The 1,614-nt window shown below is 57.6% G+C and carries 1 rRNA gene; it reads left to right on the forward strand.

Going from position 1 to position 1,614, the window contains the following annotated elements:
* Positions 1-65: 65 nt before the first annotated feature.
* Positions 66-1,614, forward strand: a 23S ribosomal RNA gene (locus ACFQ8C_RS36775); the annotation flags it as partial.

Here is a 1,614-nt window from a genome sequence, read left to right on the forward strand (position 1 = left end):
TTTGTGGCGGGGTGATGGGTGGCTGGTCGTTGCTTGAGAACTACACAGTGGACGCGAGCATCTGTGGCCAAGTTTTTAAGGGCGCACGGTGGATGCCTTGGCACCAGGAACCGATGAAGGACGTGGGAGGCCGCGATAGTCCCCGGGGAGTCGTCAACCAGGCTTTGATCCGGGGGTTTCCGAATGGGGAAACCCGGCAGTCGTCATGGGCTGTCACCCACTGCTGAACACATAGGCAGTGTGGAGGGAACGAGGGGAAGTGAAACATCTCAGTACCCTCAGGAAGAGAAAACAACCGTGATTCCGGGAGTAGTGGCGAGCGAAACCGGATGAGGCCAAACCGTATGCGTGTGATACCCGGCAGGGGTTGCGCATGCGGGGTTGTGGGATCTCTCTTCCGTCGTCTGCCGGCGGCGGGACGAGTCAGAAACCGTTGATGTAGTCGAAGGACATGCGAAAGGTCCGGCGTAGAGGGTAAGACCCCCGTAGACGAAACATTAGCGGCTCGTTTGAGAGACACCCAAGTAGCACGGGGCCCGAGAAATCCCGTGTGAATCTGGCGGGACCACCCGCTAAGCCTAAATATTCCCTGGTGACCGATAGCGGATAGTACCGTGAGGGAATGGTGAAAAGTACCGCGGGAGCGGAGTGAAATAGTACCTGAAACCGTGTGCCTACAAGCCGTGGGAGCGTCGCTCACTGGGTTTACCCAGTGGGTCGTGACTGCGTGCCTTTTGAAGAATGAGCCTGCGAGTTAGCGGTGTGTAGCGAGGTTAACCCGTGTGGGGAAGCCGTAGCGAAAGCGAGTCCGAACAGGGCGATCGAGTTGCACGCTCTAGACCCGAAGCGGAGTGATCTAGCCATGGGCAGGTTGAAGCGGAGGTAAGACTTCGTGGAGGACCGAACCCACCAGGGTTGAAAACCTGGGGGATGACCTGTGGTTAGGGGTGAAAGGCCAATCAAACTCCGTGATAGCTGGTTCTCCCCGAAATGCATTTAGGTGCAGCGTCGCGTGTTTCTTGCCGGAGGTAGAGCACTGGATAGGCGATGGGCCCTACCGGGTTACTGACCTTAGCCAAACTCCGAATGCCGGTAAGTGAGAGCGCGGCAGTGAGACTGTGGGGGATAAGCTCCATGGTCGAGAGGGAAACAGCCCAGAGCATCGACTAAGGCCCCTAAGCGTACGCTAAGTGGGAAAGGATGTGGAGTCGCAGAGACAACCAGGAGGTTGGCTTAGAAGCAGCCACCCTTGAAAGAGTGCGTAATAGCTCACTGGTCAAGTGATTCCGCGCCGACAATGTAGCGGGGCTCAAGCGTACCGCCGAAGTCGTGTCATTGCAGTACATACCCCCAACGGGGACTGTGATGGGTAGGGGAGCGTCGTGTGCCGGGTGAAGCAGCCGCGGAAGCGAGTTGTGGACGGTTCACGAGTGAGAATGCAGGCATGAGTAGCGATACACACGTGAGAAACGTGTGCGCCGATTGACTAAGGGTTCCTGGGTCAAGCTGATCTGCCCAGGGTAAGTCGGGACCTAAGGCGAGGCCGACAGGCGTAGTCGATGGACAACCGGTTGATATTCCGGTACCCGCTTTGAAACGCCCAATATCGAGCCC

This window comes from Streptomyces sp. NPDC056503, assembly GCF_042794995.1.
Lineage (GTDB): Bacteria > Actinomycetota > Actinomycetes > Streptomycetales > Streptomycetaceae > Streptomyces.